13 protein-coding genes are annotated in these 14,964 nt (G+C 69.9%); 6 read left to right on the top strand and 7 right to left on the bottom strand.

Annotated features, from left to right (window positions below; genetic code table 11):
• The first annotated feature begins 250 nt into the window (after positions 1-250).
• Both ACFY2Q_RS12840 and ACFY2Q_RS12845 read left to right on the top strand, forming a co-directional pair.
• Entirely contained in the window at positions 251-1,039 is a 789-nt protein-coding gene (locus ACFY2Q_RS12840) for a hypothetical protein (RefSeq protein WP_387129737.1), read from the top strand.
• A gap of 84 nt (positions 1,040-1,123) precedes the next feature.
• The gene (locus ACFY2Q_RS12845) at positions 1,124-1,654 is read left to right on the top strand and encodes a nitroreductase family protein (protein WP_387129739.1); all 531 of its coding nucleotides are present in this window, start codon (positions 1,124-1,126) and stop codon (positions 1,652-1,654) included.
• Positions 1,655-1,661: 7 nt separating this feature from the next.
• Here ACFY2Q_RS12845 and ACFY2Q_RS12850 read toward each other — a convergent pair whose 3' ends face one another.
• Positions 1,662-2,648, bottom strand: coding sequence for an ArsR family transcriptional regulator (locus ACFY2Q_RS12850; protein WP_387129740.1), 987 nt, complete (start codon positions 2,646-2,648; stop codon positions 1,662-1,664).
• 77 nt (positions 2,649-2,725) lie between these two features.
• On the opposite strand from ACFY2Q_RS12850, the gene ACFY2Q_RS12855 reads away from it, so the two are divergent.
• Positions 2,726-3,997, top strand: coding sequence for an MFS transporter (locus ACFY2Q_RS12855; RefSeq protein ID WP_387129742.1), 1,272 nt, complete (start codon positions 2,726-2,728; stop codon positions 3,995-3,997).
• Between the two features lie 239 nt (positions 3,998-4,236).
• Positions 4,237-5,988: a 2-isopropylmalate synthase gene (gene leuA, locus ACFY2Q_RS12860; protein ID WP_387129744.1), complete on the top strand. Its 1,752-nt coding sequence runs from the start codon at positions 4,237-4,239 to the stop codon at positions 5,986-5,988.
• 53 nt (positions 5,989-6,041) lie between these two features.
• Here the strand turns inward: leuA and ACFY2Q_RS12865 are convergent, their stop codons facing one another.
• Positions 6,042-7,535, bottom strand: coding sequence for an MFS transporter (locus ACFY2Q_RS12865; RefSeq protein ID WP_387129746.1), 1,494 nt, complete (start codon positions 7,533-7,535; stop codon positions 6,042-6,044).
• Positions 7,536-7,642: 107 nt separating this feature from the next.
• Here ACFY2Q_RS12865 and ACFY2Q_RS12870 point away from each other — a divergent pair, with 107 nt between their 5' ends.
• Entirely contained in the window at positions 7,643-8,299 is a 657-nt protein-coding gene (locus tag ACFY2Q_RS12870; RefSeq protein WP_387129747.1) for an HNH endonuclease family protein, read from the top strand.
• Positions 8,300-8,343: 44 nt separating this feature from the next.
• A complete protein-coding gene (locus tag ACFY2Q_RS12875) occupies positions 8,344-8,724 on the top strand; it encodes a hypothetical protein (protein ID WP_387129788.1) in 381 nt (126 codons plus the stop codon).
• 21 nt (positions 8,725-8,745) lie between these two features.
• Here ACFY2Q_RS12875 and ACFY2Q_RS12880 read toward each other — a convergent pair whose 3' ends face one another.
• From ACFY2Q_RS12880 to ACFY2Q_RS12900, 5 genes are all read right to left on the bottom strand, one after another.
• Positions 8,746-9,849: an ABC transporter ATP-binding protein gene (locus ACFY2Q_RS12880; protein ID WP_387129749.1), complete on the bottom strand. Its 1,104-nt coding sequence runs from the start codon at positions 9,847-9,849 to the stop codon at positions 8,746-8,748.
• Positions 9,846-10,859, bottom strand: coding sequence for an ABC transporter ATP-binding protein (locus tag ACFY2Q_RS12885; RefSeq protein WP_387129751.1), 1,014 nt, complete (start codon positions 10,857-10,859; stop codon positions 9,846-9,848). The genes ACFY2Q_RS12880 and ACFY2Q_RS12885 overlap by 4 nt, the downstream gene beginning before the upstream one ends.
• Before the next feature lie 7 nt (positions 10,860-10,866).
• Positions 10,867-11,829 carry an ABC transporter permease gene (locus tag ACFY2Q_RS12890; RefSeq protein ID WP_387129752.1) on the bottom strand — a complete coding sequence of 321 codons (963 nt, stop codon included), beginning with the start codon at positions 11,827-11,829 and terminating at the stop codon, positions 10,867-10,869.
• Complete coding sequence (locus tag ACFY2Q_RS12895) at positions 11,826-12,830, bottom strand: ABC transporter permease (RefSeq protein WP_387129754.1); 1,005 nt, start codon at positions 12,828-12,830, stop codon at positions 11,826-11,828. Before ACFY2Q_RS12895 ends, ACFY2Q_RS12890 begins: the two co-directional genes overlap by 4 nt.
• 82 nt (positions 12,831-12,912) lie before the next feature.
• Positions 12,913-14,574: an ABC transporter substrate-binding protein gene (locus ACFY2Q_RS12900; RefSeq protein ID WP_387129756.1), complete on the bottom strand. Its 1,662-nt coding sequence runs from the start codon at positions 14,572-14,574 to the stop codon at positions 12,913-12,915.
• Positions 14,575-14,964: the final 390 nt, after the last annotated feature.

A 14,964-nucleotide genomic window follows, 5' to 3' on the forward strand; every position in this document is an offset into this window, starting at 1 on the left:
AGCGTCCCTGAGCGTGCCGACGCCGCCGGAACCGGGGCCGGCGGCGCATGTCAGACCACATGAGGGTACGCGGCGGGCCACGACGCCGGGTCGTGTGATCCCACCATCCGGCCCGCGTGACCCGTCAGTCAGCGTGGGTGGCCAGGTCCGCAGCCTCTGGGGGTACGCCCCAACGCCGTGCCCGACACGCCGGGGCGGCCCGGTCGCGCGCTGTTCCCCGCGAACCTGTCACACCCACCAGAATGAGCCGGTGCCCGTCCTCAACCGCTCGGCCGGCCGCGTGCTCGGGTCGCTCGTGTTCGCCCTGCCGACTGCCCTGCTCTCCTGCGGCACCGAGCAGCCCGCACCCCCACCGCCGGCCGCTCCCGAGCCGGTCAAGGTGGATGCCGCCCGCGACGAGTTGGCCGCTCTGGCGGCCGCCGCGCAGGATCGCCATTTCGTGGCGCAGTACGTGTTCAGCCAACCCGGCCGCCCCGACCGCACCATCGTGTTCACGAGCGCGAACGACGGCAGTTGGCGGGTCGACGTGCCGGGTGGGGCTCTCGGTGGCACCGCCGACATCTCGCTGGCCGCCACGGCCGACGGGCTGTTCCAGTGCGCCCTTCCGTCGAGCGCTCGACCCGAGCCGGCGCGGTGCGTACGCCTCGGTGAGCGCGACGACGCACTCCCGCGCCGGCTGGACCCTCGGATCCAGCACGCGCTCACCGACTGGCTTGACGTGTTGACCGACCGACGCGCGCCGCTCGCGGTCGCCCTGGCCGCCACACCCAAGGGGCTTACCGGCGCCTGCTACTCGGTGGAGTCCACGTCGGCCTCGCTCAACGCCCCGCTTGATGTCGGCATCTACTGCTATGACCCGGACGGCACGCCGACGGGCGTCCGGACCGCCGCCGGGACGCTGCGGCTGGCCGCCCCGCCCGCCCCCGCACCGGCGACCGTGCAGTTGGCCGGGCCGGTGGTGGCGGACGCGGAGCCCCTCGACACCGCGGCACCTCCGACCCCCGACCCGTCGGACAGCCCGAGCGCGGGAACGCCCTGATCTTCATCCCGTTACGGGTGCGTTTGACCACATTTGCCGAGGCTGCCCTGAGTCTCGAATCACCCGTACGGGACGATTCTCACCATGGTTGACCTGACCCCGCTGCTCGCCTTCCGCTGGAGCCCTCGGGCCTTCGACCCGAGCGCCGAACTGACCTCGGACGAAGCCGCCTCGCTGCTGGAGGCCGCGCGCTGGGCGCCGTCGGAGGAGAACGGGCAGCCCTGGCGGTTCGCTCTCGGCCACCGGGACGACGAGAACTGGAAGCGGATCATGGTCAGCCTTCCGGACAGCGACCAGGGCTGGGCCAGGCACGCCGCGACCCTTGTGGTCGGCGCGCACACCGGCGGCGACGCCGAGCGGGCCGCGTACGACCTCGGTCAGGCGATCGCACACCTGACCTTGCAGGCCACAGCGCTCGGCCTGCACGTGCGCCAGCTCACCCGCTTCGATCAGGCCGGCCTCGCCACCGAACTCGACATGCCCGGTGGCGTCCGCCCGCTTGTGGTCGCCGCCGTCGGGCGGCTCGGGGACCCGTTCGCGCTCCCGGCCGACCTACGCGCCCGGGAAACCGACCTGCGTCACCGCCGCCCGGTCACCGACCTGCTGCTCTGCTGACCGCGGGTCACCCGCCACGGCTGGCCCGAAGCAGGATCGTCGCGGCCTCGGTGTTGCGGTAGATGACGTGCCGACCCTGCCGGGACCGGGAGGCCAGACCGGCTGCGTGCAGCGCGGCAAGGTGCTGGGAGACGTTCCCGGCGGACATCCCGGCGAGTCGGGCCAGGTCGGTGGTGGTGGACGCCGTGTCGAGCAGGTGCAGCAGCGCGGCCCGGCCGGGGCCGACCACGCGCGCCAGCGAGTCACCGGGCGGCGCCGGGGTCGCCTCCCAGAGCGTTCCGACAGCCCGGACCGGGTACGCCGCGGCCGGCAGCGAATCCTCCAACAGGTTCCACAGCACCCGCCGCTCGGTGAACACCGTCGGGTTCAGCGCCAACCCTCGACCACGGAGATCGAAGTCCCGCTCGAACGGGTCGTCGCTCACCACCCGGTCGCCGAGCCAGCGCAGGCTCGGGTGGAGCTGCTCGAAGAACCGACCGGCACCGCCCTCGGCGAGCTGAGCGGCCCGGTACGCCACGTCGGCGTCGAGCAGCGCCCTCATCCGCGACCAGTCCGGGGCGATCGCCTCGTCGTGCCAGACCCGCACCGCGTTGACGAGCTGCGGCAGCAGCTCACGGGGCTCGGCGAGCAGCGCCCGCCCGAACGCGCTCAACGGCCGACGCGGGGTGGTCGCCAGCAGATCCTTGACCACGACGGCCGGCGGCGTGGCGGCGATGTGGTCGAGCTGCTCGGCCATCGTCACGTTGGGCCGGGCCGCCGGGGTGAGGAAGTCGGGCAACGGGCAACCCTGCCAGGTCAGCTCCGTCAGCGGCCGGACCCGGACGGCCACCTCGGGGCGACGCAACGTCACCCGGGCCCGCTCGATCCAGGGCAGGTGCACGGCGTAGTGGACCGGGTCGGCCACAGCCCACATGCTCAGGACCGTCTCGTTGACGGGCGACACGGCGAGCCGCACTCCCGCCACGTCGGCCAGGCTGAACCGCAACTCAGACACACGCACCCCCGTACGCCGGATTCGGCTCAGACTAAAAGGTTCGACCGGGGCCATGGGGGCACGGTTCACTCACCGCCATGGGGGCCAGAGAAACCATCCGCACCGCTGTCCGAGACGTCATTCCGCCGCCCGGGCTGACCCGTGCCCTGGCCGTGCAGGCCATGGTCTACGCCATCGGCAGCGGCCTGTTCCACGCAGGCAGTGCCGTCTTCTTCACCCGGGCGCTCGGGCTCAGCGCCGCCCAGGTCGGGCTGGGGTTGTCCATCTCGGCGGGAGTGTCGCTGCTGGGTACGGTGCCACTGGGTGGGCTCACCGACCGGTACGGACCGCAGCGGGTCTGGGTTTGCGGGCTGGTGCTGGACGCGGCGCTCTTCGCGTCCTACCCCTTCGTCGGCAGCTTCGCCGGCTTCCTCGCGGTGGTGGTGGCGCTGGGGACCGTGGACGCCGCCACAGGCGTGGCTCGTCAGGTGTATTCGATCAACGCGCTCCCCCCGGCCGAGCGCGTCACGGGGTTGGCCTACCAGCGCTCGTTGCTGAACGTCGGCTTCGGGCTGGGCGCGGTGATCAGCGGCGTGGTGCTGGCCGTGGACACCATCGCGGCGTACCGGGGCATGGTCTGGTTCATCGCCACTGTGGTCCTGGTGACGGCTCTCTTCGTGCGACGACTGCCCCGGCTGCCCCACGTGGCCCGGGCCACGGAGCCGATGGGCCGGCTCGCAGTGCTCCGCGACCGCCCGTTTTTGGCGGTGTCCCTGCTGTCCGGGCTGCTCACCGCGCACGGGGTGCTCTACCTGACGGTGCTGCCGCTCTGGATCATCACCCACACGGACGCCCCGAAGACGGTGATCGCAGGGTTGGTGCTGCTCAACACGATCCTGATCGTGCTGCTCCAGGTACGCGCCAGCCGGGGCGCCGACACCGCGTCGGGCGCGGCCCGGGCCTCGCGCCGGGGTGGCCTGCTGGTCGCCGTGTTCTGCCTGGTCCTGCCGATCTCCGGGGCAACCCGGGGTGTGCTCACCATCGTGGTGTTGGTGGCCGCCGCGATGCTGCTGATCCTCGCCGAGTTGATCCAGTCGGCGGGCGCCTGGGGGCTCACCGCCACCCTTCCGCCGAACGACCAGCGCGGCGCGTACGTGGGGGCGCTGCGACTCGGCGAGCAGGTGCAGTACCTGATCGCCCCGGCGGGGCTGACCGCGCTCGGGGTAAGCACCGGCGGCTGGGGGTGGTACCCGACTGCGGCCATCTTCGTGCTGGTCGGGCTGGCGATCGTACCCGTGGTGGCCTGGGCCGAACGGACGCCGAGGCTTGGCGGCACGGCTCCGGAGCAGACCATGACGTTGGTCCCATAGTCCGGACCTGCCTTTCCACCCCCAGTTCCATCACGTACGGTTACCTGGTCATGTGGCGTGCGCTTCTTCTCCTTAGCCGCCGCGACGAGGCCTAACCGGCCGGCACCTCGTCGCGGAGTCGCATCGCGCCGTCCAGCACATCCGAGTTTCTTTTCGGCAGCCGCGTGGGCACCGTTGCCCGACGCCTCGCCGACACCTTCCGATCTGCTGACGCCACATGTTCCAGGGAGCACTCTGAGATGGCTCAACCTGTCACCGCCGCTGACACCGATCCGATCGCTCGGCAACGCCCGAGTGGGATGCCGTACCACCGCTACCAGCCCTACCAGGAGCAGGTCCGGGTCGAGCTGCCGGACCGCACCTGGCCCACCCGCACCGTCGAGGCCGCGCCGCGCTGGTGCGCGGTGGACCTGCGCGACGGCAACCAGGCGCTGATCGACCCGATGTCACCCGAGCGCAAGCGCCGGATGTTCCAGCTGCTGGTGCAGATGGGCTACAAGGAGATCGAGGTCGGCTTCCCGTCGGCCAGCCAGACCGACTACGACTTCGTCCGGCAGCTCATCGAACAGGACATGATCCCGGACGACGTCACCATCCAGGTGCTCACGCAGTGCCGGGAGCACCTGATCGACCGGACGTTCGAGTCGCTGCGCGGTGCGAAGCGGGCGATCGTGCACTTCTACAACTCGACCTCGACGCTGCAGCGCCGGGTCGTCTTCGGCCTGGACAAGGACGGCATCGCCGACATCGCCACCACCGGCGCCCGGCTCTGCCAGAAGTACGCCGAGATCCACACCCCGGACACCGAGATCTTCTACGAATACTCGCCGGAGTCCTACACGGGCACCGAGCTGGAGTACGCGCTGGAGGTCTGCTCCCGGGTGATCGACGTGATCGACCCGACGCCCGACCGGCCACTGATCATCAACCTGCCGGCCACCGTCGAGATGGCCACGCCCAACGTGTACGCCGACTCGATCGAGTGGATGCACAGGCACCTGCCGCGCCGGGACAGCGTGGTGCTGAGCCTGCACCCGCACAACGACCGGGGCACCGGTGTGGCCGCCGCCGAGCTGGGCCTGCTGGCCGGCGCCGACCGGGTCGAGGGTTGCCTGTTCGGCAACGGTGAGCGCACCGGCAACGTGGACCTGGTGACGCTGGGGCTCAACCTGTTCTCGCAGGGCATCGACCCGATGATCGACTTCTCCGACATCGACGAGATTCGGCGAGCCGTCGAATACTGCAACCAACTGCCGGTGCACGAGCGCCACCCGTACGCGGGTGACCTGGTCTACACCGCCTTCTCCGGCTCGCACCAGGACGCCATCAAGAAGGGCTTCGACGCCCTCCACGCCGACGCGAAGGCTGCCGGCGTACCTGTGGACGAGCAGACCTGGGCCGTGCCCTACCTGCCGATCGACCCGAAAGATCTGGGCCGCACCTACGAGGCGGTCATCCGGGTCAACTCGCAGTCCGGCAAGGGCGGCGTCGCGTACATCATGAAGAGCGAGTACCAACTGGACCTGCCCCGCCGGCTCCAGATCGAGTTCTCCGGCGTGGTGCAGCAGGTCACCGACCACGACGGCGGCGAGGTCGACCCGCGCGCCATGTGGGAGATCTTCGCGACGCACTACCTGCTCGACCACCAGCCCGACCCGGCGGTCCGCCTGGCCGACTACACGATCGGCACCACCGACGGCAAGGTCGAGATCGAGGCCCAGGTCGTCGTGGCCGCCGAGCAGCGGTCGCTCACGGCGATCGGCAACGGCCCGATCGACGCGTACGTCAACGCGCTCCAGTCGGTGGGGGTGGGCGTGCGGGTGCTCGACTACCACGAGCACGCGCTCTCCTCCGGTGGTGACGCGCAGGCAGCCGCGTACGTGGAGTGCGAGGTGGACGGCCGCACGGTCTGGGGCGTCGGCACCGACGCCAACATCGTGACCGCCTCGATCAAGGCGGTCACAAGCGCCGTGAACCGCGCCCGCCGCTGAGCTGTAAGGAAGGGTTCCTTGTTAGCGCCCAGGCGTTAACAAGGGGCCCTTCCTTATCGCGGAGGTGTCGCGGCGGGCATCGAGTGGCAGGGCTGCGACGGTGGGGCAGCGCGGGGCGGTCGGTGCACGAGCACGAGGGCCAGCACCGCGCCGGCCAGCAGCAGCCCCGCGCACCAGAGCAACGAAGCACGGTACGCGTCGGTCAGCTCGGTCTTCTGCTCGTACCCGCCGCCGGAGAGGCCGACAAGCAGCGGCAACGCTGCTACCGCGAGCAGACCGCCGGCCCGGGACGCGGCGTTGTTGAAGCCGCTTGCCACTCCGGAGAAGCGGTCCTGCACCGCCGCCAGCACCGACGCGGTCAGCGGCGCCACCACAAGGGTCAGGCCGCCGCCGAAGAGCAGCACCCCGGGCAGCACGTCCCGCCAGTACGACGCGCCCGGCCCGACGCCACGCAACAGCAGCAGACCCACCGCGGCCACCACCGGCCCGACGGCCAGCGGCAGTCGCGGGCCGATCCGTGCCGACAGCGCGCCGGCGCGAGCCGATCCGAGGAGCAGCAGCACCGTCATCGGCAGCAGCGCGATCCCGGTGCGGAAGGCCGACCACTCGACGACGTTCTGCAGATAGACGGCGAAGAAGAAGGTGAAGCCGCCGAGTGCCGCGTAGACCACCACCGTGAAGATGTTCAGCACCGAGAAGAGCCGGCTGCCGAACAGGCCGGTGGGCAGCATCGCGGTGTCGCCGCGTCGCCGTTCCAGCAGGACGAACGTCACCGCCGCCACCACCCCGACGACCGCCGCGCCAAGCACCGGAGCCGAGGTGTGGCCGCGTGCGGGCGCGTCGATCAGGGCGTACGTGACGCCGGCGAGCGCGAGCGCGCCGAGCAGCGCCCCGGCCACGTCGAACCGGCGTCGGGTGTGGCCCGGCCCCTGCGTCCGTGAGACGTTCTCGTCGCGGCTCTCCGGCACCCAGCGCACGGCGGCCAGCAGCACCAGCACGGCGAGCGGCAGGTTCAGGAAGAAGATCCACCGCCAGGACAGCGCGTCGATCAGCCAGCCGCCGATGAACGGCCCCAGCGCCGTGGACACTCCGGACAGGCCGGCCCAGGCACCGATCGCCCGTCCCCGGTCGTCGGGGTGGAAGCTGGCCTGGAGCACCGACAGGGACCCGGGGGTGAGCAGCGCGCCGCCGACGCCCTGGAGGAAACGGGCCGCGATGAGCGTGCCGGTGCCCTGGGCCAGCCCGCACAGCACCGAGGCGACGGTGAACCACACCACCCCGATCAGGAAGACCCGCCGCCTGCCGAAGCGATCCCCGAGCGCCCCACCGAGCAGCACGAACGCCGCAAGCATCAGCAGGTAGCCATTGACAGTCCATTGGAGATCGGCCACATTGGCGTCGAGATCCTGGCCGAGTTTCGGCAGCGCCACGTTGACGACAGTGCTGTCGAGGAAGACCATTCCGGAAGCGAGCACTGCGGCGAGCAGCGTCCCCCGACCGGCGGCGGTGCCCATCCGTAGCGCGGGCGAGGGGACGGCGGTGGTCATCTCACCAATCTGCCTTGCAGATTGTGGGAGACGCCACGAAACGCCGAAACCGTGCCCGGGTACTGTGCGCAATCGCCGAGAGCCCGCAAGCTGGAGAGGTGTCGTCTGTGCGTACCAGATCAGGATCGCGCGCGGCGGTGACCGCGCTCGTCGCGGCGCTGGCGCTTGGTGTTGCCGGTTGCGTCCCTCCGGACGAACCGGAGGCGTCCCCGTCGGGTGGCGGCGGCAGTGCGGCGCAGCAGTTGGGTGAGCTGACCGTCGCCGAGGCCGGCTCGATGAAGGGCTACAGCCGGAGTCGTTTTCCGCACTGGCGGAACACCGGCAAGAACTGCGACGTGCGGGACACCATCCTGCAGCGCGACGGCGAGGACGTGAAGCTGTCCGGCTGCAACGTGGTCGGTGGTCGCTGGGAGAGCGTGTACGACGGCCGCAGCGCCGCCGACCCCTCTGAGGTGGACATCGACCACATGGTGCCGTTGGCCAACGCGTGGCGTTCGGGCGCCGACGAGTGGGACGACACGAAGCGTGGCGACTTCGCCAACGACACGACACGACCGCAGCTCTTCGCGGTTTCCGCGTCGTCGAACCGGTCGAAGGGTGACCAGGACCCGTCCCAGTGGAAGCCGGCGAACCGGTCGTACTGGTGTCAGTACGCCGAAGATTGGGTAACCGTCAAGCACTACTGGCGACTGACGGTGACAAGTGCCGAGAAGTCCGCTCTGACCGACATGTTGGAGGGCTGCAGGGTGGGGAGCAATTCGTGACAGAGGCCGCGGGTGCCGCTGACAAGGGCCCGGCCACAGCCGGCATGACCGCGGACGGGGCCGCCGAAACCCCGGCCGCCGTGCCGGGGGCCGGCATGGTCGCGGACGGCGCCGCCGAAACCCCGGCCGCCGTGCCGGGGGCCGGCATGGTCGCGGATTCCGACGGTGCCGGCGGCGCGCAGAGCCGCACCGCCGACATCGTGCCCGGTCCGGGTGGGGTGATGACCGACGAGGTCGGCGTGATCACCGGCGAGTTGACCCTGCGCACCGAGTACGCGGACGGCACTGTCACGCTGCGGGTGCAGTACAAGGACGCGGACGAGTGGTACGTGGTGACCGGCGGGTCGGTAGCGCTTGCCGACCCGGCAGGGCTGGACGCGGTGCACGGTGTCGCGGTGGCCCTGCTGCACCGCCCGGAGGGCTGACGACCTCCGGGCGGCGCTGTCTCAGACGTACGAGCCGGGCTCACTCGGGGCGGAGACCACGCCCGGCGAGTCGCCCTCGCCCTCGGGGCGGACGATCTGCACGCTTACCTTGTGCGGGCGCAGTTCTCCGCTGGCGATCTGCTCGGCGAAGTGGCAGGCGACCCGGCTGGCGCCGATCTCCCGCAGCACCGGCCGCTCGTCCTTGCAGCGGGTGGGCTGCGCCCACGGGCAGCGGGTGTGGAAACGACACCCGGACGGCGGGTTCGCCGGCGAGGGCAGGTCACCCGCGAGGAGGATCCGCTCCCGCCGATCCTCCACGTCCGGGTCCGGCACCGGCACCGCGGACATCAAAGCCCTGGTGTACGGGTGCAGTGGCTCGGTGTAGAGCCGGTCGCTCGGCGCCTCCTCGACAAGCGCGCCCAGGTACATGACGCCTACCGTGTCGGAGATGTGCCGGACGACCGCGAGGTCGTGCGCGATCACCAGGTAGGTCAGCCCCAGGCTGTCCTGTAGCTCGTCCAGCAGGTTCACGACCTGGGCCTGGATCGACACGTCGAGCGCCGAGACCGGCTCGTCGGCGACGATCAGCTCCGGCCCGAGCACCACCGCGCGGGCGATGCCGATGCGCTGGCGCTGCCCGCCGGAGAACTCGTGCGGATAGCGGGACAACGCCCAGCGGGGCAGCCCCACCGCGTCGAGCGTCTCGCCGATGATCCGCCGACGGTCGGTGCGGTCGGTGCCGATGCCGTGGGTCTGCAACCCCTCGGTCAGGATCGACTCGACGTTCTGCCGGGGGTCGAGGCTGGACATCGGATCCTGGAAGATCATCTGCATCCGACGCCGCATGGTGCGCAACTTGCCAGCCGGCAGCGTCGTCAGCTCGACGCCGTCGAACTCGACCTCACCCGAGGTGGGCGGGGTGAGCTGGAGCAGCGCCCGCCCGAGCGTGGACTTCCCGCAGCCGGACTCGCCGACCAGGCCGTACGTCTTGCCGCGCCGGATGCTCAGGTCGACCCCGTCGACCGCCTTCACGTGCCCGACCACCCGGTCGAAGAGCACTCCCCGTTTGATTGGGAAGTGCACCTTCAGGTCGCGTACCTCGACGAGGATGTCGTTCTCGCTCACGCTGGTTCCTCCTCGCGGGGAGCGGGCACCGTGCCGGGCACCGGCTCCGGGTTGACGCACCGGTAGCTGCGCCCGTCGTAGGTGTGCACCAGCTCCGGCGGCTGACCCACGCACTCGTCGGTGCGGCGGGCGCAACGCGGGGCGAAGGCGCAGCCGTCCGGCCAGGGCAGCAGGTCGCGGACCGAACCGGGAATCGGGGTGAGCTTCTCGCCCCGCCCAGCGTCCAGGCGCGGAACCGAACCGAGCAGGCCCACCGTGTACGGGTGACGCGGCTCGCGGAACAGCGGACGACGGCGGGCCGTCTCCACGACTCGGCCGGCGTAGAGCACGTTCACCGTGTCGACCATCCCGGCCACCACACCGAGATCGTGCGTGATCATCAGCAGCGCGGTGCCGGAATCCCGCACCAGATCCTTGAGCAGCTCCAGGATCTGGGCCTGGATGGTGACGTCGAGCGCGGTCGTCGGCTCGTCGGCGATCAACAGCCGAGGTTGGCAGGCCACCGCCATCGCGATCAACGCGCGCTGCCGCATCCCGCCGGAGAGCTGGTGCGGGTACTCCTTCAGCCGGCGCTTCGGGTCGGGGATGCCGACCCGGTCCAGCAGCGACGCCGCCTCCTTGGCTGCGGCGTCGCCCTTCATCCCCCGGTGCCGGGCGAGCACCTCGGTCACCTGCAACCCGATCGGGATCACCGGGTTCAGCGACGAGAGTGGGTCCTGGAAGATCATCGCGATGTCCCGGCCACGGATGTCCCGCCGGGACCTGTCGTCGAGCTGGAGCAGGTCCGTGCCGTCGAAGACGGCCTTGCCACCGACCCGCAGCCCGGGCTGCTTCGGCAGCAGACCCATGAGCGCCAGCGAGGTGACGCTCTTGCCGCAGCCGGACTCGCCGACCAGGCCGACCACCTCACCGGCGTCGACGGAGAAGGACACCCCGTCGACCGCGTGCACGGTCCGCTGGCCGCGCCGGGCGAACGTGACGGACAGATCGTCCACTTCGAGCAGTGCCATTAGGGGCCTACTTCCGCAGCTTCGGGTCGAGGGCCTCGCGCATCGCCTCACCCAGCAGGGTGAAGCCGAGCGCGGTGATGATGATCGCGACCGCCGGGTAGATCGCCAGCGACGGCCGGATGCCGAGGTACTGCTGCGCGTCGGCGAGCATGACCCCCCACTCCGGTACGGCGGTGTCGGGGTTACCCAGGCCCAGGAAGGAGAGCGCCGCGGCCTCGATGATCGCGGTGGCCAGGGTCAGGGTGGCCTGCACGATCACCGGGGCGAGCGAATTCGGCACCACGTGGGTCAGCGCGATCTTCGACTTCTTCACGCCGAGCGAGGTGGCCGCCAGCACGTAGTCACTGTTGGCCTGGGAGATCATCGAGCCGCGCAGCAGCCGCGCGAAGACCGGCACCGAGACCACACCGACCGCGATCATCACAGTGGTCAGGCTGGCACCGAGCAGGGCGGCGATGCTTACCGCAAGCAGCAGGCTCGGCATCGCCAGCAGCATGTCGACGAACCGCATCAGAACGGTGTCGATCCACCGCCCCCACCGGCCACCGAGGCCGGCCGCGGCACCGGAGATGCCGCCGATAAGCGCGCCGATCGCCAGGCCGATGAGGGTGGAGACCACGCCGACCAGCAGGGTCTGCCGGGCACCCACGATCATCCGGCTGAACTCGTCCCGGCCCTGGTGGTCGTAGCCGAACCAGTGCTCGCTCGTCGGGCCGGGAATGACACCCGGCTTGATCAGGCCCTCGCGGATGCCGATCGTGTCGGTCGGCGCGTACGGCACGAGGAACGGCCCGATCACCGAGACCAACACGAAGATCGCCAGGATGATCGCGCCGACGATCGCCGCCGGGTTGCCGCGCAGCCGGCGGAACGCCTCCTGCCAGAGGCTGACCCCGCGCTCGTCGTCGCGGGCGGCCAACTCCGAGAGCCGGTCGATCTTTTCGCGCTTCTTGCCCGGGCTGAGGGTCATCGGACCCTCACCCTCGGGTCGATGAAGCTGTAGGAGAGATCGACCAGGAGGTTCACCAGCACGTACACCACCGCGATGATCAGAATGAAGCCCATCAGCACCGGATAGTCACGCTGGCCGATGGCCTCAGCGACGAATGCTCCGATGCCACTGAAGGCGAAGACGGTCTCGGTCAGTACGGCACCGGAGAGCAGGCCGCCGGCGAGCAGGCCGATCGAGGTGGCCACCGGCAGCATCGCGTTGCGCAGCACGTGCCGGCCACGGACGGTCCGCTCGGTCAGGCCCTTGGCCTCGGCGGTTCGGACGAAGTCCTCGTTGAGAACCTCCAGCACGCTCGCCCGGGTTATCCGGACGATGATCGCCAGCGGGATGCTGGCAAGCGCGATGGCGGGCAGCACCAGATGCCAGATGGCGTCGGCTGCCGCGTCCCACTCGCGGGTCATCAGTCCGTCGAGGACAAAGAAGTTGGTGACGCGGGTCGCCCCGAGCGTCGGGTCCTGCCGGCCGCTGGACGGGAACCAGTGCAGGTTCTCCGAGAAGATCGCCTTGAGCACGTAGCCCAGGAAGAAGACCGGGATGCAGATGCCGATCAGCGAGCCGCCCACGGACGCGTGGTCCAGGAACCGGCCGCGACGTCGGGCGGCCAGATAACCGAGGGGGATGCCGACACCGATCGCGATCACCATGGCGGTGATGGTCAGCTCGACGGTGCCGGGGAAGCGCTCGATGAACTCCGTGGTGACCGCCCGCTTGGTGGAGGTCGAGGTGCCCAGGTCGAGCTTGATCATCCGGCGTACGAATCGGCCGTACTGCACAAGGATGGGCTCGTCGAGACCCATGTTGCGGCGGATGGCAGCACGCATCTCGGGCGTGCCGCGCTCACCCAGGATGGCGGTCTCGGGGCCGCCGGGAAGCCGACGTAGCCAGATGAAGAGCAGAAGGGAGAGCCCGAACAGCGTGGGTATCAGCTGAAGCAGGCGCCTGACGATGAACCGGAACACGGCGGCCTCGAAGGGGTGCGGAGGGTTGCGGGCGGGCGCTGTGCGACAGCGCCCGCCCGCGTTCCTTGCGTCAGATCAGGACTTACTTGAATTCGGCGCTGGAGAAACGCTCGTCGGTGAGCGGGCTCGCCTTGACGCCGGTCACGTCCTTGCCGAACACGATCGCCGGCGGCGAGTGCGAGATCGGCACACCGGGCAGGAAGTCCATCACGGCCTTGTTCAGGGCCTTGTACTTCTCCGTACGGGCCGCGATGTCGGCGGTGCCGTCCGCGTCCTTGAACTGGTCAAACAGGGCCTTGTTGTTGAAGCCCCACTCGTCCTTCGGCCGGTCGAAGAACGTACCGATGAAGTTGTAGGCGTCGCCGTAGTCACCGGTCCAGCCGAGGAAGTGGATGTCGTGCTTGTCGCCGGAGGTGGTGGCGTTGAGGTAGTCCGGGCTCCACTTGAGCGGGATTGCCTCGACGGTGATGCCAACCGCCTTCAGGTCCGCCGACAGCAGCTCGAAGATGTCCTTCGGGTTCGGCATGTACGGCCGGGTGACCTCGGTCGGGTAGTGGAACCGCAGGGTCAGGTTCGACGCGCCCGCCTCGGCCAGCAGCGCCTTCGCCTTGGCCGGGTCGTACGTGTACTTCGTGACGTCGCCGTTCCAGCCCTCGACGGTGTCCGGCATGAAGTTGTCGGCGACCTTGGCGCCCGGGGGCAGCTTCGAGTCGACAAGCTGCTGACGGTTCAGCGCGTACGCGATGGCCTGCCGGACACGGATGTCGGCGAGCTTCGGGTTGCCCTTCTGGTTGATCGCCAGGTAGAGCACGTTGAACGCCGGGCGGGTGAGCATGTTGAAGCCCTCGCCCTTCAGCGGCTCGACGTCGGCCGGGCCGACCAGGTCGTAGCCCTGGATGTCACCGGAGCGCAGCGCCTGCTTGCGGGCGTTCTCGTCCGAGATCGTCTTGAAGATCAGGGTCTTCAGCTTGGCCTTGGTGCCCGCGTAGTCCTCGTTGCGCTCAAGGGTCAGCGTCTTGTTCGCGATGTCCCAGGACTTGAACTTGAACGGGCCGGTTCCGGTCGGGTGCTCAGTCGCGTACGCCGGGTACTTGATGTCCTCGGCGGTGCCCGCGACGTTGCTGGCGTCGAACTCCTGCAGCGCCTTCGGGCTGTGGATGGAGAACGAGGGCAGCATCAGCGCGGCCGGGATCTTGCTGGAGACCCGGGTGAACGACAGGTCCACAGTGGTCGCGTCCTTGGCGGCGCACGACTTGAAGAGGCTCGGCGGCAGGTCCGCGTTCTCGTTCGCGGCGAAGCCGCCCATGACGTCCTGCCAGTAGGCGGTCACGTCCGGGCTCTGCATGAGGCCCTTGGCGTTGTACCACCTGTTGAAGTTGACGCAGACGGCCTCGGCGTTGAAGTCGGTGCCATCGTGGAACTTCACGCCGGACCGGAGCTTGAACGTCCAGGTGGTGCCGGCGGCGTCCGGGGTCCAGGATTCGGCCAGGCCGGGGGTGACCTTGGTGCCGCCTTCCTCCGGTCGGACGAGGGTCTCGAAGACCTGACGGGCCACACGCAGCGACTCACCGTCGCTGGCGAAGCTCGGGTCGAGCACCTTCGGGTCTCCGGCGACGCCGAAGACGAGGGTGTCCTTCTTGCTGCCGCTGGAACTGTCGTCGCGGTTGCTCTCGGCGCAGCCTGCTACCGCGAGGGCCGCGACCGCGACGGCCGCGATCGCGACCTTCGGCCTGGGTGCACGCATCGTGCTTTCACCTCGTCCTTGGGGGTACGGACAACGTGGTGACAGGGGTCACCGATGGCGGTGACCATAGCTCCCGTGGCGTGTGACCGGAAACAGCCCGGTAGCCGGTTGGTATCGGATCGTGCCTCAATCGTCGCCTGACGTTCGAATCGAAGGCAATCAAGGTTCAGAACCGAACAATCGGTACCCACGATGCCAAACTGTTACGTCCAAAAGGCCCCACGAGCAATTAGGTGTTAGACCCGTTTCCGGGTGAAAGGGCCGAGACGTGGGGGGGGGGGGGCCCCCCCGGGGGGGGGGGCCGCCCCGCCCCCCCCCCACCCAACCCGGACGGCGCCCCCCCCCCCCCCCCCCCCCCGGGGGTAGGAGGGCGGGAGAAACGGCCACCCC

The organism is Micromonospora sp. NPDC000316 (assembly GCF_042898885.1).
Classification (GTDB): Bacteria; Actinomycetota; Actinomycetes; order Mycobacteriales; family Micromonosporaceae; genus Micromonospora.